Origin of the sequence: Moorella naiadis (nom. illeg.), from assembly GCF_051020825.1 — a bacterium.
GTDB classification, from domain to species: Bacteria; Bacillota; DSM-521; order Neomoorellales; family Neomoorellaceae; genus Neomoorella; species Neomoorella naiadis.
On sequence record NZ_JAXGFQ010000001.1, the window covers coordinates 127998 to 151427 of the forward strand.

The window sequence follows — 23430 nt, forward strand, 5'->3', positions numbered from 1 at the left end:
GACCTCTTCAGTGACGCAGATAGAGGGGCAGTCCATAGTGCTTTATCGCGATCTCCTCTCCCAGTTTGCCGTAAGGTATACCAAGGAGTTCTGCAGCCCGCGTTTCCGAGATCACACCCTCCGCCAGGGCCTGAGCCACCATGCGGTCGAGACGATGGCTAACTTCGGCGGGAAGCTGTTCTCCCGGCTTCGTTTCGTTGATATCATGCGCTGCCAATGGATGCATTTCGGTTATTGGTTAAGCCAACGTTAGATTACCATCCCCGAACGAGTTATTGCCTGGTCATACCACATTAAAAGTTTGGGGTCTTCTTGCAAGATATTTTCGGGAATTTTGCGGGCTACGGCGATGATGGTGGCATAATCATGCTCTTGCCAGGCTTTTTTAAATCCGGCACGGACGGCCTCCAGGCGGAATACCTTTAACCGTTTTTGGCTGGAGGAACGGTATTCCCCGAACTCCCTGAGGAGGGCCCGTTCGCGCAGCTTCTCCAGATCGCTGGCTCTGTTGGGGTCGGGTACGTACCAGCGGTCCTTCGCGCGCGTAATAAGTGTTACAGCCTGGGAGTTGGGCGCAGAAAAATATAAAGCGCCGTTTTCTTCACGTATTTTACCGGTTACCTGTTCCCCCTGGATTACCTTACGCATTTCTTCGCTCTGCTTGAGCCAGGAGACTAGCTGCGCTGGTATCGGCCCCTGGCCGTCGTAACGCAGGAAGTTTTGCTCCAGCAGTTCGGAAAGCTCCAGCACCTTTTCGTGCTTCAGCCAGCCGCCTTGGGTTTCCCGCATAAACTGGGGCTGAAGCTCCTGAAAGGTCTGTGGCTTTTTCGTTAGTTGTTGCTTCAGCCACTGGATAGCGGAAGCTTCATCGGTGACATGAAATGCGAGCTGCAGTACCTCTTTCACGCTCAGGCGTTTTTTATCATATTCAGCGACCTGGTCGGGGAGAAAATACATGCCATCCCGCACCGGGAAGCGCTGCTCCAGCCCAGCATAAAACTCAGCGGCCGACAGGGGCACAGTCACCCCGCGCTGGACGTGGAAAGCTACCATGCGGTCGTAAAGCAAGTAGTTCTGGCGCTCGGCAATAACCTCGGCCTGGCCGTCCTTGGTAACGAAAACCGGGAGCTGCTTCAGGTGGGTGCGGATGAAGTCCCAGACGCCTGATTCGGTGCCCGCCTCCAGTTTAAAACGTTCCTCCAGACCGCCGTTGGGTTTGTAGGCGGAGATAACCAGGTCCTGCTTAACCGCTGAGGCCGAAGTGACCTGTTTGAAGGACCCTTGCTGCTTATCAAGTGTCCGAATATCAGCAATCACGAAGCCAGCTGTCTGTAGGGCTTGCTGGATAGCATTCCAAACGGCATTTTTAGAGTTATGAAATTCCACAGTCATCCAGCGGCCGGGTTTAAGCACCCGGTAATACTCCTGGAAACAACGGGTCATCAGCTGCTGGTACTCAGGCAAGCCCTTGCCCTGTACCTTGTTCTCAATAACTTCCGGCTTGTTGTTGGTAAAGACCCTGAGCCAGGCCTCCCAAAGGAAGTTCAGCTCGGAATACATCAGGTTGCTGCCAAAGGGCGGGTCGGTGAAGATGTAATCAAAACTGTGATAATCAAACGTAAAGATTGATGTTGATCGGGTAGAAATCATGCTAAGATCTTCTACGATAAAAGCTTTAGCAAAGTCTGTCCTCTTGCCTTCAAAAACCCAAAGAGGGTTCGTTTCAGCGTTCATTGATGATATATACAATGTTCCTGAGAGTGGACCATTACCACGATTACCCATATTGTATCTTACCAGTCGTGAACATAGTGTTACCGATATAGATTGAAAAACCAACCTACTTTGTTTTGTGGCGACCCGTTGAAAAATTGCCCCCAGCACCCATAAGTTCCGCTTCGTATAAAAATGGTGCACGTGAGTTATGCCGTGGGAAACCTTCGGCTGTTCGGTATTGTACCCCTCCGGCATCCGGTCAGTGGGGAACCAGTAGGGAATGTCGCTCTCTTCAATCTTCTCAATGAGGGCCAGGTCGAAGGCGTCGGGCTTTTTCTCAAAGCGCTTCCGGCCATAGGTATAATTAATGAGTACCGGCACCTGTTTGGCCTGGCGCACGGTCTGGTTGATGGCTTTATCAAACCGCGTCACCCAGGCGCGGTCCATATGACGCTTGGTGAGAGAGGCGCCGCAATGGGGGCAGGGGAATTCGTCCCGTACTCTGCCGGCCTTTTGATCTACAGCTGCTTCCCAGAAGACAACCTCTCCCGTGCACTCCGGGCAGACGAAAACATCCGACCAGACGGTATAATTGATCCTGCCGGTGGCAATGGCAGCAGTTGCCGGTTTCCGGCTGCCGTTTTCGAGTTGTTGCATGAGCTCGCGCACTTCATTGGCCGTCCCGGCCTGGCGGATTTGTCCGGCCAATTCCTTGATTTTTCCTTCGGCTTGAACTGGCAGGGTCGAGCCGGGCGCCCCGTACGCCGGCGTAACATACATCCAGCCGCATTCAACTTCGACTTCCCTGAGGATACGTTCGGCTTCGCGCTGAAAGGCATCAACATCTACTGTTGTGTTGTAGTTATAGGCAATAAAAGTGGCGGCAGGGGAAAGGTCATTCAAGACGGCCCGGCGGGCGCCCAGCTTCGAAAAGGGCTTCCATACAGTCGTGGCCTTGCCGCCGGTTTCCTCCTGCGTTTCCGGTTGGTAAATTACACCGTCCGCATCAATCCTGTAGCCCAAAGATTCCACCACGGACTTATCGCCGCACAGCTGCGCCGCCACGCCCGTCATCCCCGTCCCACAAAAACCATCAAAAACCACATCCCCCGGCTCCGTATAGTGCAGGATATAGCGCATGATTGCTTTATGTGGCACCTTGGTATGATAGGAATGGGCGTTGTAGATCGGGTCGTTCTTCCCTTCGCTCACATCCGCCGCAAAGGGCTCACGCCTGTAATTATCCGTCGCCGGGTCGTACGGCTTGCCGTAATGCCTGATGAAATCCTCGATAAACGGGTTCGGACAGGCGGTATAGTACGGCGGGTCGGATAGAGCCAGGATATCCTCATCGGAAGCGATGGGGAAACCCTCAATCTTACGAAACTCCGGGTCCTTCAGCTTTGCGCGTAACTTCTCCAGGAAATACTCCCGGCGCTCCGCGTCGCTCGCAAAAGTCATGCCCAGGCAATCCACCGGTCCCCGGGGGTTAGCGGCTGGCTGCCTTGCAAAAAGGTCTTGTTCAGCATACTCCTCAGTCACGTTAAACGCTCCTATTCGAGTACGATGCGTACTTTACCTGGTTCTTTACCTTTAGTCAATCCATCCAGATACTCTTCAAACCGCTTCTTGATCTCTGCCGGGGTGACCGGGGAGCCGCCGACGAGGAGCGCCGCCCGTAGGTCGGCGGTTTTTACCACCACCTTAAGCAACCCGGAGAGGACCTCTTGCAGGGCCTGAATAAACTCCTGATCCAGGTCGTCTGGTAGGGAGCGCTTTTTGATGAAGCCGTCCACCAGCTGCCGCGGCCCGGGTTTTAAAAGCTCCAGGGTGGCCTGGGTCGCCGGATCCTCCAGATTGGTCAGCAGTGTCCTGGTCCATTGCTCTACCATCTGGTCAAGCTCATCGTCCAAAGCATCCAGGACGGCACCGGCCGGGGCCGCCGGTGGTTCTGCGGCTGGCTTAAAGTTGCAGTGCGGGCAAATGGGTGATACCTGCAAATCGCGTTCAGTAAGGGTAAAACAGCTCTTTAAGGACGCCAGGCGGTGCTGGTAATCGCTCAGGTGCTGCCGGGGCATAAGGTCGATGGTAGCGATTTTTTGCAAGACCCGCAAACGTCCATCCGCCATCAGCCTATCCTTACGCTGGTCATCATTAACGCCCAGCCGCGCCCTGGCATGCAGACTCAGATATGTTTGTAGATAGGACCTCTTCAAATCGGCAAGTTGACGCTGAATCTCCTGGCCAAAGGCTGCTGCCCCGAGCCTGGCACGACCGTTGAGCCGGCTGAAAACCTCCTCGCGCACCGTCTGCATCTTGGCGATCCACTCATGCACGCTGGGCAGGACTGCCTCGGCCGTGTTCAGATAACCCGCTATACCCCCGAGCTCGGTTATCAGTTCTTGCAAAGACTCGATTTCTTCCAGGGCCAGCAGCCCGTCGTGATAACCGCTTACCTCCTCGACTTCATAACGGAAGTTCTTGAGCTTGCCGGGGGAGGTATAGGGCTGGAGGGATTCGAGAAAATTCTTGGTCGTCTCGAGGCGGTCGCGCAGTTCCCGAGCTTCTTCCCCGCCCAGTAAACTCCGGCCCCAAAAGTACAGGCCTTTTTGCAGGTTCTGCTGCGCCAGCACTAGCCTTTTTACCGTGCTGGTTACCGCATTTTGCAGTTCCTGCACGGGTTCTTCTTTCCCCTGGGTCACCAGCAGGGCCATGCCCGGTGTAAGCCCCAGGAGTTCAAATAAGGCTTTAAGCGCCGGCAGGTTCCAGTCCTTGGGCCGCTCGATATGCTTAAACTGGGTCAGTTCTTCCATGTCGGTACCAGCCAACTGGGGAAGGCCGGTGGCGTCGAACTTCCTGCCGGGAATAGCCAATACCAGCTCACCGGCGTAAACCAGGGCCGCCAGCACCACCACGGCCCATTCAGGTTCCAGCCGTAAGGTCTGCGGGGCCAGGTACTCCACCCCGCGGATATCCTGGATCAACTCGGATCGATTGATCACCTGGCCGGAACCCTTCTTTTTGCAGATATCCAGGATATGCCGGGCGTATGATGACCGATAGGGATCGAGCCGGTCGCCGTCGAAAAGCTCCAGGGCATCCAGTACCGCGGTAGCCTGCTTGGTCGGCTTTTGCCCGGCGATGGCCCGCAGGGCATCCTGGGCGGCCTGGGCCCGGTTGGCGCCGGTAATGAGCACTGCGAAGCGGGGATAAGCAGGCGCCTGCTCCCGGAAGTACGTCTCCAGACAGATACCAGCGATAGTGTTAATGAGATCGCGAAAGTTGATCCGTTCGCTAGGGGCAATGCCGGATAACTCGCGGATTGATTTGTCCCTGGCCATATCCTCGAGGGACTTGGTACGCCCTTGATAGGTAACTGCAAAGGCCTCATACATGTTTTCCTTCAGCCACTGCACCAGTTGCTGCAGGTAGGTCGCGGCTTTAGATTCATAAGTCGATTTGTAATAGCCCGAAGCGGTAGCAGCCAGATCCAGGGCTGCCGCGTAGTTCCGCAGGGTGGTATGAAAGGTTTCATCTTTATTTATAAGGCGCAGGAATACCTCATCGGGCTTCTTTTCATCTTTGAAGCGCGGCGCCTCATAAGGCTGGAGGAAATAGAGGTAGAAATCGCGTGGCGGTACGGCGGTGGACCGCTCGTTAGGTGCGCCGAAAAAGAGGTATCCCTGGCGCGCGGCTTTCCGCTCCAGCCATACCACCTCGTGTTGCCAGATTTTATAGCCGGTTTTGTAGGTTTGGTCCGTACACTCCATGACCCGCTTTAGGGCTTCATAATAATAGCGGTCCAGCTGGGAAGGCTCCAGGCTATCGGCGCGCTTTTCGATAAGCGCATCGAAATCGTCAGCCTTCTTCAGGTCAAGGTAATACTGGCGGTTGTCTGGATTTATGGAGATGAACTGCCCACTTACCGTCTTATGGATTTCCCGCAGGACAGTCTCCACCAGGGTAAGCAGATCGTCAGCCGGCTCACCGCCCATATCTTCGATACCGGGCTGATAAAGGCAAAGGCTGTCCCGCAGTTCCGCCGCCGTGGCCCCCAGGGGGGCGTAGATATCCCCCGTAGTCAGCCGGTGAACGGATAAAGCATGGATCAGGCGCAAGGCCATGGGTTTATAAACTGGCCGGGTGAAAGCCTGCTGGATTCTGGCCTCCAATACCTGGCTGCGGTCGATTACTTCCTTAATGTCCGGCACGGTACGGAAGGACGCATTTTCGCAGAGGTTCGTCCAGTAGTCGTCGTAAGCGATTATTCCCGGATAATCCTCCGGCACCTCCTGATTAAGTAGCCGTTTCATAGTCAAGGATATGGTCTTGAGGACTTGACGTTTCTCGATGGCCGTAACCCGTTCAAAGGTGTCAATATAATCGGGATGCACCGGAAAAAGACGAACAAACTCGTCCAGGCGCTCATTCATACGCTCATAAAACCTGGTAAAGGGAGTCAGGTAGGCGCGAATTTTAGCCTGTTGTTCACCGGTTTTTTTAAGCAGGCGCTCGGATACCACGAACTTGACGTCCCTGCGAGCAATAAGGATCTGCTCGAAGCGGTCCTGCACCCGGCGGATACTGTCGGCCACAAAGGCAAAGCGGGGGCTGTCAAAAATGGCTTCCTGCACGCCGGCGATAAAGCGAAAGCGCAAATCCTTGCAGACTTCACCGACCTCGCGGAGGAAATTTAAGTCAAGGATTAGCTCCTGGTCCTTACGGGTGCGCAGGTAGTCAAGCAATTCATCAACCACCAGGAGCAGGCCGTGATCAGGGTAAACCTGGTGGAAGGCCGCCATCATTTCCTCGAAGGCCCGCTTATTATTCACTACCTGATCTGCCGCAGGGAAGGTGTAATTCACCCCCAGGGCTGCCAGGCGCTCTTCGAGCTCGCCCAGGAGAATATCCCGCAGGGACATGGTAGTCGATCCGATTTCCGTACGCACCACTTTGAAACGCCCGCCGATTTTCCTGGCGGCCGCGGCCACCTTGCTATCGTTAAGATCGGTAGCCAGCTCCCCGTTTTCCGCAACGGCGGAGATCACCGACATTAGATGCGATTTACCGGTACCGTAGTTACCGACAACCAGTAGCCCTTTATTATCAACCGGCTGGTCAAACTGCAGCTGGGGGATGACCAAATTGATCAGTTTATCGGCCATTTCCACAGAGATAACATAGGTCTGAATAAGCTGCCGGGCAGCAGCAGTTTCGTCGGCATCCCGCAGTTGGACTACAGACTCGATGGGTTCAAACTGGATGAGGTCCCTGTATTGCATTATGTATCCCCTCCCGAGGTTTTGCCTGCAGATTACCTTAGTTCTACTTTCTCCGGACTGACGATCAGTAAATCACGGCTTGGATACCGCCGGTACTCAGGGTGGCCCGATTGGGCATAGGTTAAATAGCCGTTATGGACAGCACCGTTCCAGGCCACGACCAGCGTCTTGTTACGTGAGAGTCCCTGAAGGAGCCGCAGTGGATCCTGTTGGAGGGCCGGATCAAAAAGCAACTCAATGTTGTCGAGCAAAACTACTTCCCCGCCGGCAGCATTTATGATCTCTGAAAGCAAGCGGGGCAGCTGCAACGTCCGCTGCCGCCCGTTCAGTTCAAGCAGCTGGCGGGAAAGCTCAAGATTAACATTGATCAGGAGCGCACCTGTACGTTGCTGGATATCCTGTAGCGTGGTTGTCTTTCCTGCTCCGGCCGGTCCTGCAATAATGATTAACCGGTGGTACAGCCGGGCAGCCTGATTGATTAGCGGTATTACCTGTTCGCTCAGGTATTCCACCATTACCATTCATCTCCGGGGAACTTATTAAATAAAACTTTTTCCCTTTTCGCATTAACCGCGATCTTTCTTGCAGCCAGCCTTAAAGTATTTTATGGGTATTACCGGAATTTTGGACGCCTCTTAATCTCATTAGTTGCTGCAAACCTCTGGACGTAGCTAGAACTTACTCTAAAGGTATATTTCGCCACCCGGCAGCGTAATCCTTCTCAAACAGCCAAAAATAGAAGGAGCTGCAGGGTTTGCAGCTCCTTTCCGAATCATTCCGTCTAATTTTACAACATAATTTTACAGCCCCACGTCGGCTCGCAGGGCTTCGACCTTGTCCAGGCGCTCCCAGGGGAGATCCAGGTCCGGCCGGCCGAAATGGCCGTAGACGGAGACAGCTTTATAAATCGGCCGCCGCAGGTCCAGGTCGCGGATAATCGCTCCCGGCCGCAGGTCAAAGTGGGCCTGAATTAATTCCACTATCCGATCATCACTGATTTTGCCCGTGCCATAAGTCTCCACGCTAATGGATACCGGCCGGGCCACGCCGATGGCATAGGCCACCTGGACCTCACAGCGGTCGGCCAAGCCGGCGGCTACTATATTTTTGGCCACATAGCGGGCGGCATAGGCAGCCGACCGGTCAACCTTGGTGGGGTCCTTACCCGACAAGGCACCACCGCCGTGACGGGCCATCCCGCCGTAAGTGTCAACAATCAGTTTGCGACCGGTCAGGCCGGTGTCGCCTTGGGGGCCACCGATGACAAAACGGCCGGTGGGGTTGATATAGTATTGCGTCCGGCTGTCCAGCATCCCGGCGGGAACTACCGGTTTAATGACCGTCTCCAGGATCTCGTCGCGCAGGGTAGCCATATCAATATCCGGCCGGTGCTGGGTGGAGATAACCACCGTATCAACGCGGACGGGCCGGTCGCCGGCATATTCCACCGTCACCTGGGATTTGCCGTCCGGCCGCAAATAGGGCAACACCCGCTCTTGGCGCACTGCCGCCAGGCGGCGGGTCAAGGCATGGGCCAGGGAAATGGGCATGGGCATAAACTCCGGCGTTTCCCGGGTGGCATAGCCGAACATCATCCCCTGGTCACCGGCCCCCAGGGTTTCTACCTCGTCCCGGGCTAAACCCTGCTTCTTTTCCCAGGCTTCGTTGACGCCCAGGGCGATATCGGGCGACTGCTCATCAATGGAGGTGAGGACAGCGCAGGTATCGCAATCAAAACCGAACTTGGCCCGGGTATAGCCAATCTCCCGGATAGCCTCCCGGGTCACCCGGGGGATATCCACATAACAATCGGTGGTTATCTGGCCGGCGACCAGCACCAGGCCGGTGCTGACCAGGCATTCACAAGCCACCCTGGCCTGGGGGTCATGCTGGTAGATGGCGTCCAGAATGGAGTCGGCTATCCGATCGGCAATTTTATCAGGATGGCCCTCGGTAACCGATTCTGAGGTAAACAACTTACGCGTCATTCTTTATTCCTTCCTTTCCGGCCCCGACTCTCCCCTCTGGAAGCGCGGGAGGGTGGTAATCGCATCCAGGATGCGGTAAGCTACTTCTAACTTGGGTAATTGGGGTAATTCCTGGTACTGACCCCCGGGATAAATTAAAGTAGCAATATTAGTTTCGCTACCGAACCCGGCCCCGGGCCGGGTAATATTATTCGCTACGATCAAATCCAGACCCTTGGCCGCCAGTTTATGTCCGGCATTGGCCAGGAGGTCTTCCGTTTCGGCGGCGAAACCGACTAAAAGCTGATTTTGGCGTACCTGTGCCAGGGTAGCTAGAATGTCTTCCGTTGGTTCCAGGTGTACGTTTAATTCCCCCTGGTCTTCTTTTTTTATCTTCCGCCCGGCCACCTGCACCGGCCGGAAATCAGCGACGGCAGCGGCCATGATGACAACATCAGCAGCAGCAAAACGCTCCTGCAGCCCGGCGAGCATCTCGGCTGCCTTTACTACCGGTACTAAGTCCACTTCCGGGGGAGGTGGCAGCTGGCTGGCGCTAATTAGGGTTACCCGGGCACCCCGTTCCCAGGCCGCCCGGGCCAGGGCGTAACCCATTTTACCGGAACTGTAATTACCTATGTACCTTACCGGATCCAGGGGTTCCCGGGTGCCACCGGCCGTTACCAGTACCCTCCGCTCCCGGAAATCCTGGGGCGCCAGGGCCCGGCGACAGGCAGCAACAATCCGTTCCAGGGACGCCAGGCGGCCTTTACCCGTGGTGCCGCAGGCGAGGAAACCCTCATCGGGTTCAATGATACCCCAGCCCCGCCGTCGTAAAAGGTTTAAATTTTCCTGGACAGCCGCTTTGGCAAACATATTGACGTTCATGGCCGGGGCTATTAGGGTGGGACAGTCGACGGCCAGGGCGGTAGTGGTTAAGAGATCGTCTGCCAGGCCGGCGGCCAGCTTACCCAGGATATTAGCCGTGGCCGGTGCGACCAAAAAAAGGTCGGCGGCCCGGGCCAAGTCAATATGGGTCAAGGGCCCGCCGCTGCCGGCCCCGAAAATCTCCGTCAGGACCGGGTGACCGGTCAGGGTACTGAAGGTCAGAGGACTGATAAACTCCTGGGCGGCCCGGGTCATTACGACCCGTACGGCAGCCCCTTCCTGGATCAGCAGCCGGCAGAGTTCCGCGCTTTTATAGGCAGCAATGCCGCCGCTGACGCCTAAAACGATAGTCTTGTCCCTGAGGATTCTCACGCCTTCTTCTTGCCCCATTCATATTTAATCTTGCCGGCGGCGATCTCCATCAGGGCGATGGTTACCGGCTTGGTGCCTTTAGGATACTGGGCGGCGAACTGCGCCTCCGTCAACATGCGCGCCCTCTTGGCCGCCAGGACTGCCAGGGCGTATTTGCTCCCTACCTGTTTTTCCAGTTCATCGAGTGATAGCTGTTGCAAAGGCCACTCCCCCCAGGGTTAAATAGTCAGTTGCTCATATGGGTTTAATCTACCGGTTCATCCCCGGCCGCCAGGGGTTCCCGGGAAGAGAGACGGTGGGCCACTGTCTCCGGTTGGACCGCCGAGAGAATAATATGATCGCTGTCGGCAATAATGACCGCCCGGGTCCGGCGGCCGTAAGTAGCATCAATTAACATGCCCCGGTCGCGGGCTTCCTGGATGATTCGCTTGATGGGTGCCGACTCCGGGCTGACAATGGCTACTATGCGCCGGGCGGAAACAATGTTGCCAAAGCCAATGTTGATCAGTTTGATATCCATAATCCCCCTCCTTACCTACTCGATATTTTGAACCTGCTCGCGCATCTTCTCCAGTTCGCCCTTAACTGCTACTACCAGGTGGCTGATAGCCAGATCCCCGGCCTTGGAACCAATGGTGCTGATCTCCCGCCACATCTCCTGCAGGATAAAGTCCAGGCGTCTCCCCGCCGGCTCCGACCCGGCTATTGCTGCTGTCATTCCTTCCAGGTGGCTGGCCAGGCGGACTATCTCCTCGGTGATGTCGGCACGGTCGGCCAGCAGGGCCACTTCCATCTCCAGCCGGCCGGGATCCAGGGCCAGGCCGGCTGTCAACTGGGCTACCCGTTCCCGCAGGCGGGCAGCATACTCCCGCGGTATTTCCGGCGCCCGCTCGCGAATGGCTTCCAAATGGCTGCGTACCAACTCGGCCCGGGCTTCCAGGTCGACCTGCAGGCGTTGCCCCTCAACCTGCCGCATCTTCAGGAGACCCGCCAGGGCTGTTGCCAGGGCCTCATTGACCACCGGCCACAGGGTAGCCTCATCCCATTCCGGTTCGGCCACTGCAATAACCTCCGGCAGGGATAATAGCCCCGCAGCGGTAATTTCCGCCGAAATAGACAGATTTTGCGCCAATTCCTTCAGAGCATTATAATACGCCATTGCCAGGCCCGTGTCAACGCTGACGGGCCGTTTTTCCGGATTATCTTCCTTTATGGTCACAAATACTTCAACGCGGCCCCGGCTCAGGCTTTTTTTCAGCTCCTGGCGGATCCTCTCCTCCAGGGCCCCATAGGCCCGGGGCAGGCGCAGCACCAGATCGAGGAAACGCTGGTTGACCGCCTTGAGTTCTACTGTTACTGTCTTGCCGGCGCCGCTGGCCTCACCCCGGCCGTAACCGGTCATGCTGTTTAACATCCTGCCTGACCCCTCTATTTTGCCCGTTATGCTAAGTCGGGTACTTGAGAAGGAAATCCACCCGGTAAAAATTCGGTCCGGCCCTGCCGGGCAGGGCTTTAGAATTCTACTTTACCCAGGACCCGGCTCAGGCGCTCGATAGCTTCCCGCATCCGTTCTTTACTGATAGTCAGGGCGATCCGGAAATAGCCCTCGCCATAGCTACCGTAGCCATTACCCGGGGTAATGATTACTCCCGCCTTTTCCAGGACCATCTCGGCGAAGCTGGCTGAAGTATAACCCTTAGGTACAGGAGCCCAGACATAAAAGGTAGCTCTAGGTTTATCCAGGTGCCAACCCAGGGAGTTGAAGCCGTCGACGATGATATCCCGGCGCTCCTGATAAACCCGCCGGACTTCAGCCAGGCCATCCTGGGGGCCAGTGAGGGCGGCGATGCCGGCATATTGGACCGCCTGGAAAGCGCCGGAATCGACATTCGACTTGATGCGGGTCAGGGCTTCGATGACGTCGGCCCGGCCGCAGGCCCAACCCAGGCGCCAGCCAGTCATGTTGTAGGGCTTGGAAACCGAGTTAAACTCGATGCCTACTTCCTTGGCGCCCGGGGTCTGGAGGAAGGAGGGGGCGCGGTAGCCGTCATAGGTGATCTCGCTATAGGCGGCGTCGTGACAGACTATCAGGTCGTAGGACCGGGCAAACTCAACGACCTCCTGGAAGAATTTAAGGTCAGCCACAGCGCCGGTGGGGTTGTTGGGATAGTTAATGAACATCAGCTTCGCTCGGCGGGCTACGTCGCCAGGTATGGCACCTAGGTCGGGTAAAAAGCCGTTGGCCGCCGTCAGGGGCATAAAGTAGGATTCCCCGCCGGCCAGGAGGGTGCCGATATTGTAGACGGGATAGCCGGGGTCCGGCACCAGGTTGATGTCCCCGGGATCGACGTAGCAGAGGGAGATGTGGGCGATGCCCTCTTTAGAACCAATGAGGGTGACTACCTCCCGCCGGGGATCGAGGTTGACCCCATAGAGCCGCTGGTACCAGCCGGCCACTGCCTGGCGGAAGGCCAGCAGGCCTTCGGAGGTGGGGTAGCGGTGGTTCTCCGGGTTGTGGGCCTCGGCGACGAGCTTGTCTATAACGTGGGCCGGGGTGGGCATATCAGGATCGCCGATACCCAGGCTGATGATATCGACCCCCCGTTCCCGGGCCGCAGCGATTTTTTTCTCGATGCGGGCGAATAAGTATGGTGGTAGCTCGCGTATCCTTCGGGCTTCCTGCATGGTGGGTAGTGATCCTCCTTTATTCTTCTCCCCGGGGAAAATCGCCGCGAAATACTTCCACGGCCGGACCGGTCATGTAGACGTGGTTATCCGCCGGCGACCATTCGATCTCCAGGTCCCCGGCGGCAAGATGTACTGTTACCTTCCGGTTGCTCCGGCCGGTAAGGGCCCCGGCCACGGTGGCAGCGCAGGCGCCGGTACCGCAGGCCATGGTCTCCCCGGCCCCCCGCTCCCAGACGCGCATCTGCAGTTCATCCCGGTTCCGGACCTGGATGAACTCCACATTGGTCCGCCGGGGAAAAAGGTTGTGCCCCTCCACCAGGGAGCCAACGGTCGTTACGGGCGCCCGATCTACATCCGCAACGAAGAAAACACAGTGGGGATTGCCCATGGAGACACAGGTGCCCCGCCAGGTTTCTCCGTTAATCTCTAGTGGTTCATCCAGCACCGGTGAACCCGTGCCAGCCATGGGGATCTCTGCCCGTTCCAGGCGTGGTTCACCCATATCCACCCGCACCCCGGTCACCCGGCTTCCTGTCAGGATCAGCCGGGGTTTTATAATCCCGGCCAGGGTCTCCACCTGGAGCTCTGCTCCCTTTACCAGACCGGATTCATAGGCGTAGCGGGCAAAGCAGCGAATACCGTTACCGCACATCTCCGCTTCGCTGCCATCGGGGTTGAAGATCCGCATTCGTAGTTGGGCCTGCTTGGAGGGCAAAACCAAGATTAACCCGTCGGCGCCAATACCAAAACGGCGGTGGCAGACCCACCGGGCCAGGGACGGCAAATCCTCCGGCACCTCTTCTGCCAGGGCGTTGACCAAGACAAAGTCATTGCCCAGGCCATGCATCTTGACAAAATGCAAACCAGCTCACCCTTTACTTCTGTAAAGCATCTTGTTTTATTTTAACATTAGCCTTTAACTTTTACCACCTTTTTTCGCCTGTCTTCATGAAGCCTCCGGTTTGCACCAGTATCTAAAATGAGCAAACCCGGGTGCCTCTATCGCGCACCCCGGTTCCGTTTTTTTATTTTTCCCAGCCCAGGCGCCGGACCGGGACCACCAGGTAGTAATTGAGTCCCCCCAGAAGGGTACGCCAGCCGGCCGCCAACAGGATAATCCCCCAGTGAAATAAATTCAAAGGAACGGTCTTAAATACGGCCTGCAAAGGCGGCAGGTAGAGGACTAAAAGCTGCATAGCCAAAGAAATGGTTACGGCCGTAACCAGGTAAGGGTTGGAGAAATAACCCACGGCAAAGGGCGAGAGATGCTCAGAGCGGCACTCAAAGACGGCAAAGAGCTGGGCCACGACAAGAGTGGTAAAAGCCAGGGTCCGGGCGGTCGGCAAATCCCCATCCCCTAGGTACAGGCCCAGGATAAAGACAACCAGGGTAGCCAGGCCGATCTGGAAGCCCAGGATAGCCATGCTCCGTCCCAGGCCCCGGGCAAAGACGCTCTCTCCCGGCGGGTGGGGGGGCCGCTGCATCAAGCCCGGTTCCTTATTATCCACCCCCAGGGCCATGGCCGGCAGGCCGTCGGTAACTAGGTTCATCCAGAGAATCTGGATGGGCAGCAGCGGCAGGGGCAAACCGCTGACGGCGGCAACAAACATGGTCATGACCTCACCGATATTACAGGAGAGCAGGTAACGGATAAATTTGCGGATGTTGTCGTAGATACCGCGCCCCTCCTCGATGGCAGCCACAATGGTGGCAAAGTTGTCGTCAGCCAGGATCATGGCCGCGGCCTCCCGGGTGACGTCGGTGCCGCTTTTGCCCATGGCGATGCCGATGTCGGCCTCCTTAACAGCCGGCGCGTCGTTAACCCCATCCCCGGTCATGGCGACGATCTGGCCGTTGGCCTTGAGGGCCCGCACCAGGCGCAGTTTGTGGTGGGGCGAAACCCGGGCATAGACATTCACTCCCGGAGCTACCCGGGCGAGTTCGGCCTCATCCATGGCATCCAGCTGCTGGCCGTTTAAAACCTCTCCGGCGGAAGCCGGCAGGCCCAGTTCCCGGGCCACAGCCCGGGCAGTAATCTGGTGATCGCCGGTGATCATAACTACCTTGATCCCGGCCTGGCGGCAGAGCTGAATTGCCGCCGCCGCTTCCGGCCGGGGCGGGTCCAGCATACCCATTAACCCTACTAGGACCAGGCCCTTTTCTACCCTAGCCGCTTGAATCTCTGTTCCTGCCGGCAGATCGCGGTAAGCCAGGGCCAGTACCCGTAGGGCCTTCCCGGCCATGACCTCGTTCTGCGCCAGGATTTCCCGGCGCCGGGCGGTATCCAGGGGTACAACCCGCCCGTCCAGGAGAATGGCGTCGCAAAGATCCAGGATCACATCCGGGGCGCCTTTCACGTAGGACCTTAACCCCTGGCCTGACCGGCAGATGACGCTCATCCGTTTACGCTCAGAATCAAAGGGGATTTCGGCTAACCGGGGTTCCTCCCGTTCCAGCCTCTCCCGCCAGAGGCCCCCCTTGGCGGCGGCCACCAGCAAGGCGCCTTCCGTTGGGTCGCCGCTGATGCTCCAGCTGTCTTCGTCACGACTACCAAAGAGCTTACTCCAAAAACTGCCATGCCGGCCGGCCCCACCGGCGAAGCGGCCATTACCACCACGCAGCCAGCCACCGATGCCCAGCCCGGCTTTCTGCAGCTGGGCGTTATTGCACTGGGCGGCTATCGTTAGGAGCATCTGCAGGTCGCCCTTGATATTTACCCTCTGGCCCTTTTCTTGATATTCCCCCTGGGGCTTGTAGCCTGTCCCGCTGACGGAGAAACTACGTCCCCCGGCCCAGACCTGGCGGACGGTCATTTGGTTTTGGGTCAGGGTACCGGTTTTATCGGAGCAGATCACCGTAGCGCAGCCCAGGGTTTCTACCGCCGGTAACTTGCGGATGATGGCGTTGCGCTGGACCATCTTTTGCACTCCTAAAGCCAGGCAGACGGTGACAATGGCCGGCAGGCCCTCGGGTATGGCCGCCACCGCCAGGCTGACCCCGGCCAGGAACATCCCGTAGAGGTCCTCGCCCCGCAGGGTACCGGTGACGACCACCGCTGCGCAGATGGCCAGGCAGGCCAGGACCAGCCAGCGGCCCAGGGAGGCCAGACGTTTTTGCAGGGGTGTCTCCTCGGCCTCCACTTCCTGAAGCATACCGGCAATCTTGCCGAATTCAGTCGCCATGCCGGTAGCCACCACCAGGACCACCCCCCGGCCGCCGGTAATGACTGTACCCTGGTGAACCATGTTGCGTCGGTCCCCTAGGCTAACTTGCCCCGCCAGGTGGCCGGGCTCTTTGGGTACAGGGGTGGATTCCCCCGTCAGGGCGGCTTCATCGGCCTGCAGCCCGCTGCCTCTAAGGACCAGGGCATCGGCTGCTACCCGATCGCCACTCTCCAGGAGCAGGATATCCCCGGGCACTATCTCTCGCGCTGGCACCCGCAGTACTTCGCCATCCCGCCGCACCCGGGCCTCGGGTGTAGCCATCTCCTTCAAGGTCTCTAAGGAACGCTCGGCCCGGTACTCCTGGATAAAGCCTAAGATGGCGTTGATAACGACAATGGCTATGATCGTAATGGCATCGGCCACTTCCCCCAGGAAGGCCGAGATAACGGTAGCGGCCAGGAGGACCAGAACCATCAGATCCTGAAATTGGGCCAGAAATAACCGGTACGGTGGGATCCCCGGCCGGGCCTGGAGCTGGTTGGACCCCTTTTCGGCCAGGCGCCTCCGGGCCTCGGCCGTCGCCAGGCCCTGCCCGGCATCAGATTTTAACGCCTCCAGGGCCTCGTCAGGACTAAACTGGTACCAAGGTCGTGCTTGCATTCTCTTCGCCCCTTTTTTCTTCCGGAATCACCATCAGTCTATGCCTGTCCCTGGAAGAAAAGAACAGCCAGGCGAGGAGTTTCCAGCGCGTCCGGTGATGTGATACAATCATGGTGACAAACCGCCACCAACCAACGGGAGAAAATAAAGGCAGGCAGGCTTTCATCAGAAACTGGCGCAGCCAGTTTCTACAAGCATCTCACATCTAACCTCCCACTTCACACATTTCATTTCGAAGGAGCCCCACAATAATGGCTTTTGACGGCCTTTTTCTAGCAGCTATCACAGAAGAACTTGCCCCCCTTACCGGCAGCCGGGTGGACCGCGTTTTTCAACCGGAAAAGGAGACCGTGATCCTCCACCTGCGTGAAGGTCGCGACACCAGGAAACTGCTTCTTTGCAGCCTGCCCGACCAGGCCCGGGTGCACTTGACAACAGCCAGTTTTACCAATCCCCCCACCCCGCCCCTTTTCTGCATGGTCCTGCGCAAGCACCTGGAAGGGGGTATTTTGACGGCCGTCGAGCAGCCGGGCCTGGAACGGGTGCTGAAACTCCACTTTAGCACCACCGACGAGCTGGGACGGCATACTTCCCGCCTGCTATTAATTGAGATTATGGGTAAGCACTCCAACATCATCCTGCTCAACCCGGAAGGTAGCATTATCGACGCCGCCAGGCGCTATACCCATGCCGTCAGCCGCCACCGGGAGGTCCTGCCCGGGCGGCCTTACATCCCACCCCCGGCCCAGGATAAAGCCGACCCCCGTCAGCTCGACGATGAGGCTTTCAGCCGCCTCCTCTATGAGGGTAACTGGGGTGACCCCCTGGAACGCCAGCTGGTCAACCGGCTGGCCGGCCTGGGACCGGAAACAGCCCGGGAGGTTATCTACCGCGCCGGCCTGCCGGCCGGGGTGACCCTGGAGGGCTGCGGTGCCTATGAGGTAAATCGCCTCTACCAGGCCCTGAGAGATATACTGGCGGCCGCCGGACCCGCTGCCTGGCAGCCTGAGGTCGTCCTCACGCCGGCCGGGGAGCCTCTGGCCTTTGCTTCCTTAGAGCTGCACCAGTACCCGGAATTGCCCCGGGAACACCGGGCCACTCCCAGCGCCGCCTGCGACTATTTCTATTCCCGCCGTCGGGAGCACCAGCTCCTGGAGGGTTCCCGACGCAGCCTGGAGCACGTCCTGGATAAAGAACTCAAGCGCTGCCGTAAAAAGGAGGGCCTCCAGGCCGCCACCGTGACCGCAGCCGCCGGAGCGGAAGAGTTCCGCCTGGCTGGAGAAATCATCACCGCCAATATCTATCGGATTGCCAGGGGCCAGGCCAGCCTGACGGCGGCCAATTTCTACGACCCCAACGGTGCCCCGGTAACCATCGACCTGGACCCCACCAGCACCCCGGCGGAAAACGCCCAGCAGTACTTCAACCGTTACAACAAGGCTAAACACGCCGCCCGCCTGGCCGCCACTCAGCTGGAGCATACCCGGGCCGAAATCGCCTATCTGGAAAGCATTGCCCAGGCCGTCAGCATGGCCACCACCGGGGACGATCTGGAAGAGATCCGCCGGGAACTGCGCCAGGCCGGTTACCTGCCGGAAGAGAGAGTTAAACCAGGTAAACCCGGTAAAAAAGGCGTCAAAAAAGAGCCGCCTCATGCCTCGCGGCCCCTGGAGTTCACTTCCCCGGATGGCTTGCCGATCCTGGTGGGCAAGAATAACCGCCAGAACGACTGGCTGACCTTGAAGCAGGCCGCGGCTGGCGACTTATGGCTCCACGCCAAGGATATTCCCGGTTCCCACGTCATTATCCGCACCGCCGGCCGAGAGGTACCCGCCGCCACCCTGGAAACGGCCGCCCGCCTGGCGGCGCGCTACAGCCGCGCCGGCCACTCCAGCCGGGTGCCGGTAGACTACACCCTGGTGAAACACGTCCGCAAACCCGCTGGCGCCAAACCGGGCATGGTTATCTATGACCACCAGCACACCGTTTACGTTACGCCGGCGGAGTAGAATACTATCGCTTTTTAAAGGCCAGCCGGGCTATGGCCTGTCTGGCCTTTTCAATCGAATTCATAATACCACTCTCGTTTGCTTAGAATTTTTACCTTACCATCCGCAACGGACCTTTGCCATTTATGAAGGCAAAGGCGGTCCAGTATTTCTTGTTCTTCCGGGTCCCGCGGCCTTCTTCTGATTACGCGTTCGCTGCGCGAGCGAATAATACTACGGTTAATCTCCGGCATTTGGGTAGCAATCTGCCTTTCAATGTCTACCGCCTTCCACTCACGCATACTCTTTCACCCCATTTTTTATTTAGGGTAGCTTTTACCAGTAGCTACCAGAAGAACTTATTATTATCATTGTAGCTGCCTAGCAAAATTTGTCAAGCTTAAACCGACTAACGCGACTAACGTTACTGTCCCATCTCAGCTATTTCCGTGATAATAGCCCGGGCGGCGGCAGCCGGGTCGGGGGCTGCGATGATGGGCCGGCCGATAACCAGGTAGGAGGCGCCCTCGCGCAGGGCTGCGGCTGGGGTCATGACCCGGCGCTGGTCGCCCCGGTCGGACCCGGCCGGACGCACCCCGGGGGTCACGATGCCGAATTCCGGGCCGCAGGCCTCCCGGATGGCCCGGATCTCCCGGGGCGAGGCCACCACCCCATCCAGGCCGGACTCCCGGGCCAGGAGGGCCCAGTGGACGACCTGTTCTTCTACCTCCCGCTCGATACCTACCTCGCAGTGTAGAGCTTCCCTATCCAGGCTGGTCAGAACAGTGACTGCGATAAACACCGGTGCCGGGCGGTTTAAGGCCGCGGCCTCCTCCCGGACGGCGGCGGCCGCCGCCTGCAGCATGGCTTTACCCCCCGCAGCATGGACGTTCAACATATCCACACCCAGGCGTACCAGGGCCCGGACCGCCCCGGCCACAGTATGGGGGATATCGTGGAGCTTTAGGTCGGCAAAGACCCGGCCACCGTGTTCCTTGATCATACGAACGGCAGCCGGCCCGGCAGCGGTGTATAACTCCAGGCCGACCTTAAACATGCCGGCGTAGGGGGAAAGCTGATCCACCAGCCTTTCCCCGGCTGCCAGGTCGGGAACATCCAGGGCGACGATTATTTTATCTTTGACATGCATGTGGATCATCTCCTGTAGATACATAAGTGTTGGCGAGCAAGTAGGTGCCCTTAAATCTCGCTTTATGATCTTATAGTTCAAAAAACGGAGTGAAAGCGGAGTGGATATGGGGAGGGTCTGGTGCCAGCCCTTAAGTCAGACTTAACCCCGGTAGGAAAAAACCGGAAAAGCCCTTCCCTCCCGGCGGTCTTAATATGCTAAATGGCCGCGGCCCGGCCATCTCGCCTGGTGCTTGAAGGGCGGCCGGGGTGGGGCTGGAGGCGATTTGGCGGCCCCCAGGGTTAAGGTCGACAGAGGGGCACATACTCCTGCAGGGGTTTTAAGGTCAGCTCATCCCCGGACTTTAGGGACTGGAGCACCTTGAGGAGGGCCCGGGCCGTGTCCAGGGAAGTCAGGCAGGGGATGCCCAGTTCGGCTGCGGCGCGGCGGATCTTAAAGCCGTCCCGGCCGGGCAGCTTGCCTCTGGTCAGGGTGTTGAGGACAAAGTGGACCTTCCCTTCCCGGATATAGTCGATAATATGGGGCGAACCCTCGCGGATCTTCCCCACCCTTTCCACGAAGAGCCCGGCTGCGGCCAGAGCTCCGGCTGTACCGGCGGTGGCCACCACCTGGAAGCCCAGCCCGGCAAAGCCCTTGATGATGGGCACCGCTTCTGCCTTGTCTTTATCGGCGATGGTCGCCAGCAGGGTGCCGTGGCTGGGGATGGCGCAGCCGGCGGCCACCAGCCCTTTATAGAGGGCGCGTTCAAAGACGGGATCAATCCCCATGACCTCGCCGGTGGACTTCATCTCCGGTCCCAGGGAGGTATCCACCTGCAGTAATTTACCGAAGGAAAAGACGGGGACCTTCACGGCGGTAAAGTCCGGCGGCGGCATCAAACCACCACGATAGCCCTGTTCCGGCAGGCTTTGACCCAGCATGACATTGGTGGCCAGGGCCACCAGGGGCACGCCGGTAATCTTGGAAAGATAAGGCACCGTGCGGCTGGAGCGGGGATTGACCTCCAGGACGTAGACCTCCCCCTGGTGGATGACAAACTGGATGTTGAGGAGGCCGCGTACCCGGAGGGCCCGGGCCAGCTGTTCAGTGTAGGCGACAATCTTCTCCGCCACCCCCGGCGGCAGGCTGTGGGCCGGGTAAAGGGCGATGCTGTCGCCGGAGTGGACGCCGGCCCGTTCCACGTGTTCCATGATGCCGGGGATGAGGACGGTCTCGCCGTCACTGACGGCGTCGACCTCCACCTCCGTCCCCGGCAAATATTTATCCACCAGGATGGGGTGTTCCGGGGCCACCCGGACGGCGGTGGTGGCGTACTCCAGGAGCTCGCCTTCGCTGTGGACGATCTCCATGGCCCGGCCGCCCAGGACGTAGGACGGCCGCACCAGCACCGGGAAACTGAGTTCTTTAGCGATCCTGGTCACAGCCGCTACCGAAGTCGCCGTCCCGCCCCGGGGCCGGGGTATACCCAGCTCGTTCAACAGGGCGTCGAACTTCTCCCTGTCCTCGGCCCGGTCGATAGCGGCGACTGTTGTACCCAGAACCGGAAAACCGGCATCAGCCACCACCTGCGCCAGGTTGATGGCCGTCTGGCCGCCGAACTGAACGATGACCCCCTCCGGCTGCTCCTTCTCCAGGACATTTAAGACATTCTCCGGCGTCAGGGGTTCAAAGTAGAGGCGGTCGGAGGTATCGAAATCAGTGCTGACAGTCTCCGGGTTGTTGTTGATCATGATGGGGTGTACCCCGGCCCGGCGCAGGGCCCAGGCGGCATGGACCGAACAGTAATCGAACTCGATGCCCTGACCGATGCGGATGGGCCCCGCCCCCAGGACCACCACCTTGCGGCCCTCCAGGGGCCTTACCTCGTCTTCCACGTCGTAGCTGGAGTAATAGTAGGGTGTGACAGCCTCAAACTCAGCGGCACAGGTATCCACCATCTTAAAGGTGGGCTGAATCCCCGCTTCCTGCCGCTGCCGGGTAATGTCCGCCGGCGGCAGGCCGGTAAAGTTGGCAATCTCCCCGTCGCTGAAGCCCATAGTCTTAGCAGTCTTCAGGGTAGTCGCGTCCAGGGTGGGACCGGCGGCGACGAGCTTCTCTTCCATGGCCACGATAGCTTCGATTTCGCCCAGGAAATAGGGATCGATACCGGTAGTTTCATGGATGGCAGCGATGGTCCAGCCCCGGCGCAGGGCTTCGGCGACGACAAAGAGCCTTTCGTCGTCGGCCTCGGCCATCTTGCGCCGCAGGGCGCTATCGCTAAAACGTTGAAAAGCGGAGACCCGCAGGCCATCCAGCTTCAACTCCAGGGAGCGGACTGCCTTTAACAGGGCGCCGCTGAAGGTGCGGTCAATGGCCATGACCTCCCCGGTGGCCTTCATCTGGGTGCCCAGGAGACGCTCGGCCAGGGAGAATTTATCAAAGGGGAAGCGCGGGATCTTGACGACAACGTAGTCTAGGGCCGGTTCGAAGCAGGCCTTTGTTTCCTGGGTGACGGCGTTGGGGATCTCGTCCAGGTTCAGACCTAAAGCAATCTTGGTGGCCACCCGGGCAATGGGGTAACCGGTAGCCTTGGAGGCTAGGGCGCTGGAACGGCTGACCCGGGGGTTGACTTCAATGACGTAATACTGCATGCTGCTGGGATCCAGGGCGAACTGGACGTTGCAGCCCCCTTCGATGCCCAGGGCGCGAATAATTTTCAGGGCCGAACGCCGCAGCAGGTGGTACTCCCGGTCGGATAGGGTCTGGGAAGGGGCGACGACGATGCTGTCGCCGGTATGAATACCCACCGGGTCGATATTCTCCATATTGCAGACGGTGATGCAGTTATCGTTGCCGTCGCGAATGACCTCGTACTCAATCTCCTTCCAGCCGGCTACAGAACGCTCCACCAGGATTTGCTTGATGAGGCTCAATTTCAACCCCTTCAGGGCGATAGACCGGAGTTCAGCCTCGTTGTGGGCCACACCACCCCCGGTACCGCCCAGGGTGTAGGCTGGCCGTATAATGACCGGGTAACCGATTTCCCGGGCGAACGCCAGGGCTTCCTCTACCTGGTTGACAATCCGGCTCTCGGGCACCGGTTCGCCGATGGCCAGCATCATCTCCTTGAACTGCTCCCGGTCCTCGGCCTTCTGGATGGCCGCCAGGGGCGTACCCAGGAGCTCGACCCCCGTTTCGGCCAGCACCCCGGCTTCAGCCAGTTCCAGGGCCAGGTTCAGCCCCATCTGGCCCCCCAGGGTTGGTATCAGGCCATCGGGCCGTTCCTGGCGGACAATCCGGGCGACAAAGTCTAGGGTCAGGGGCTCCAGGTAAACCCGGTCGGCCATATCGCTATCGGTCATGATGGTCGCCGGGTTGGAATTGACCAGGACCACCTCCATCCCCTCTTCCTTTAAAGCCCGGCAGGCCTGAGTGCCGGCATAATCGAACTCCGCCGCCTGGCCGATGATGATTGGTCCGGAACCGATGACCATGATCTTTTTTAACCCCGGTTTGATCGGCATATCTTTCTCCCCTTTTAGGTCCGACGGCCTTAAGCCCCGGCTAATGCGAACAGGT

16 protein-coding genes are annotated in these 23430 nt (G+C 58.5%); 2 read left to right on the top strand and 14 right to left on the bottom strand.

The annotated features are described in order from the left end of the window. Window positions 1-37 precede the first annotated feature (37 nt). The gene (locus SDD30_RS00665) at window positions 38-253 is read left to right on the top strand and encodes a hypothetical protein (protein WP_434072994.1); all 216 of its coding nucleotides are present in this window, start codon (window positions 38-40) and stop codon (window positions 251-253) included. On the opposite strand, the gene SDD30_RS00670 is transcribed toward SDD30_RS00665, so the two are convergent. From SDD30_RS00670 to SDD30_RS00720, 11 genes are all read right to left on the bottom strand, one after another. Then, window positions 250-3177, bottom strand: coding sequence for a DNA methyltransferase (locus tag SDD30_RS00670; protein ID WP_434073123.1), 2928 nt, complete (start codon window positions 3175-3177; stop codon window positions 250-252). The two genes, SDD30_RS00665 and SDD30_RS00670, sit on opposite strands and share 4 nt — an antisense overlap. Window positions 3178-3269: 92 nt before the next feature. Next, window positions 3270-6998, bottom strand: a complete 3729-nt coding sequence (locus SDD30_RS00675; RefSeq protein ID WP_434072995.1) for a DUF6079 family protein — start codon at window positions 6996-6998, stop codon at window positions 3270-3272. A 32-nt stretch (window positions 6999-7030) separates the two neighbouring features. Beyond that, on the bottom strand, window positions 7031-7513 hold the full coding sequence (gene brxF / locus SDD30_RS00680; RefSeq protein ID WP_434072996.1) for a BREX-3 system P-loop-containing protein BrxF: 483 nt from the start codon (window positions 7511-7513) through the stop codon (window positions 7031-7033). A gap of 285 nt (window positions 7514-7798) precedes the next feature. Continuing rightward, window positions 7799-8986, bottom strand: coding sequence for a methionine adenosyltransferase (gene metK, locus SDD30_RS00685; protein WP_434072997.1), 1188 nt, complete (start codon window positions 8984-8986; stop codon window positions 7799-7801). A 3-nt stretch (window positions 8987-8989) separates the two neighbouring features. Beyond that, the gene (gene coaBC, locus SDD30_RS00690; RefSeq protein WP_434072998.1) at window positions 8990-10240 is read right to left on the bottom strand and encodes a bifunctional phosphopantothenoylcysteine decarboxylase/phosphopantothenate--cysteine ligase CoaBC; all 1251 of its coding nucleotides are present in this window, start codon (window positions 10238-10240) and stop codon (window positions 8990-8992) included. Further along, on the bottom strand, window positions 10219-10422 hold the full coding sequence (gene rpoZ / locus SDD30_RS00695) for a DNA-directed RNA polymerase subunit omega (RefSeq protein WP_434072999.1): 204 nt from the start codon (window positions 10420-10422) through the stop codon (window positions 10219-10221). The genes coaBC and rpoZ overlap by 22 nt, the downstream gene beginning before the upstream one ends. Window positions 10423-10466: 44 nt before the next feature. Further along, window positions 10467-10742, bottom strand: coding sequence for an extracellular matrix/biofilm regulator RemA (remA, locus tag SDD30_RS00700; RefSeq protein WP_434073000.1), 276 nt, complete (start codon window positions 10740-10742; stop codon window positions 10467-10469). 15 nt (window positions 10743-10757) lie between these two features. Then, a complete protein-coding gene (locus SDD30_RS00705; protein WP_434073001.1) occupies window positions 10758-11636 on the bottom strand; it encodes a YicC/YloC family endoribonuclease in 879 nt (292 codons plus the stop codon). Between the two features lie 98 nt (window positions 11637-11734). Beyond that, window positions 11735-12907 (bottom strand): LL-diaminopimelate aminotransferase, encoded by a 1173-nt coding sequence (locus SDD30_RS00710; protein WP_434073002.1) that lies wholly within the window; start codon window positions 12905-12907, stop codon window positions 11735-11737. A gap of 19 nt (window positions 12908-12926) precedes the next feature. Continuing rightward, window positions 12927-13772 carry a diaminopimelate epimerase gene (dapF, locus tag SDD30_RS00715; RefSeq protein ID WP_434073003.1) on the bottom strand — a complete coding sequence of 282 codons (846 nt, stop codon included), beginning with the start codon at window positions 13770-13772 and terminating at the stop codon, window positions 12927-12929. A gap of 163 nt (window positions 13773-13935) precedes the next feature. Continuing rightward, on the bottom strand, window positions 13936-16734 hold the full coding sequence (locus SDD30_RS00720) for a cation-translocating P-type ATPase (protein ID WP_434073004.1): 2799 nt from the start codon (window positions 16732-16734) through the stop codon (window positions 13936-13938). 251 nt (window positions 16735-16985) lie between these two features. Here SDD30_RS00720 and SDD30_RS00725 point away from each other — a divergent pair, with 251 nt between their 5' ends. Continuing rightward, window positions 16986-18743, top strand: a complete 1758-nt coding sequence (locus SDD30_RS00725) for an Rqc2 family fibronectin-binding protein (protein WP_434073005.1) — start codon at window positions 16986-16988, stop codon at window positions 18741-18743. Between the two features lie 50 nt (window positions 18744-18793). Here SDD30_RS00725 and SDD30_RS00730 read toward each other — a convergent pair whose 3' ends face one another. From SDD30_RS00730 to carB, 3 genes are all read right to left on the bottom strand, one after another. After that, on the bottom strand, window positions 18794-19024 hold the full coding sequence (locus SDD30_RS00730) for a hypothetical protein (RefSeq protein ID WP_434073006.1): 231 nt from the start codon (window positions 19022-19024) through the stop codon (window positions 18794-18796). Between the two features lie 122 nt (window positions 19025-19146). Then, entirely contained in the window at window positions 19147-19872 is a 726-nt protein-coding gene (gene pyrF, locus SDD30_RS00735) for an orotidine-5'-phosphate decarboxylase (RefSeq protein ID WP_434073007.1), read from the bottom strand. 281 nt (window positions 19873-20153) lie between these two features. Continuing rightward, a complete protein-coding gene (gene carB / locus SDD30_RS00740; RefSeq protein ID WP_434073008.1) occupies window positions 20154-23375 on the bottom strand; it encodes a carbamoyl-phosphate synthase large subunit in 3222 nt (1073 codons plus the stop codon). Window positions 23376-23430 lie beyond the last annotated feature (55 nt).

Bases quoted from the DNA above. Each gene is read 5' to 3' on its own strand.
- SDD30_RS00720 (WP_434073004.1), bottom strand. From the start codon at position 16,734: ATGCAAGCACGACCTTGGTACCAGTTTAGTCCTGACGAGGCCCTGGAG.
- SDD30_RS00710 (WP_434073002.1), bottom strand. From the start codon at position 12,907: ATGCAGGAAGCCCGAAGGATACGCGAGCTACCACCATACTTATTCGCC.
- metK (WP_434072997.1), bottom strand. From the start codon at position 8,986: ATGACGCGTAAGTTGTTTACCTCAGAATCGGTTACCGAGGGCCATCCT.
- SDD30_RS00730 (WP_434073006.1), bottom strand. From the start codon at position 19,024: ATGCGTGAGTGGAAGGCGGTAGACATTGAAAGGCAGATTGCTACCCAA.
- carB (WP_434073008.1), bottom strand. From the start codon at position 23,375: ATGCCGATCAAACCGGGGTTAAAAAAGATCATGGTCATCGGTTCCGGA.
- SDD30_RS00705 (WP_434073001.1), bottom strand. From the start codon at position 11,636: ATGTTAAACAGCATGACCGGTTACGGCCGGGGTGAGGCCAGCGGCGCC.
- brxF (WP_434072996.1), bottom strand. From the start codon at position 7,513: ATGGTGGAATACCTGAGCGAACAGGTAATACCGCTAATCAATCAGGCT.
- SDD30_RS00725 (WP_434073005.1), top strand. From the start codon at position 16,986: ATGGCTTTTGACGGCCTTTTTCTAGCAGCTATCACAGAAGAACTTGCC.
- SDD30_RS00670 (WP_434073123.1), bottom strand. From the start codon at position 3,177: ATGACTTTTGCGAGCGACGCGGAGCGCCGGGAGTATTTCCTGGAGAAG.
- remA (WP_434073000.1), bottom strand. From the start codon at position 10,742: ATGGATATCAAACTGATCAACATTGGCTTTGGCAACATTGTTTCCGCC.
- SDD30_RS00675 (WP_434072995.1), bottom strand. From the start codon at position 6,998: ATGCAATACAGGGACCTCATCCAGTTTGAACCCATCGAGTCTGTAGTC.
- pyrF (WP_434073007.1), bottom strand. From the start codon at position 19,872: ATGCATGTCAAAGATAAAATAATCGTCGCCCTGGATGTTCCCGACCTG.
- coaBC (WP_434072998.1), bottom strand. From the start codon at position 10,240: ATGGGGCAAGAAGAAGGCGTGAGAATCCTCAGGGACAAGACTATCGTT.